Raw genomic sequence first — 244 nt, 5'->3', positions numbered from 1 at the left:
GATCCCCTTTTATTATTTTTGCACGTCGGTTCGAGTTCCCGCTGGAACGCCAGCCCGGCCGTACGCCATCTTCTTTTAGATCCCCTTTTATTATTTTTTCACGTCGGTTCGAGTTCCCGCTGGAACGCCAGCCCGGCCGTACGCCATCTTCTTTTAAATCCCCTTTTTTATTCCCGACAGTTTGGCTCACAGCGAGTCCGCGGAATGCCGCCCAGACCACTAGCTATCTTCTTTTAAGATCCTT

The 244-nt window shown here is 50.8% G+C and carries 1 protein-coding gene; it reads right to left on the bottom strand.

The window, feature by feature from the left end; genetic code table 11:
• A partial coding sequence (locus tag I9W95_RS15025; protein WP_225676336.1) for a hypothetical protein occupies nucleotides 1–190 on the bottom strand: 190 nt, incomplete at its 3' end.
• Nucleotides 191–244 lie beyond the last annotated feature (54 nt).

It is taken from the genome of Thalassolituus marinus, from assembly GCF_020320395.1.
Taxonomy (GTDB): domain Bacteria; phylum Pseudomonadota; class Gammaproteobacteria; order Pseudomonadales; family Oceanobacteraceae; genus Venatoribacter; species Venatoribacter marinus.
Note: the sequence above shows the minus strand (reverse complement) of the source record. Positions and strands in the feature narration are given on the sequence as shown.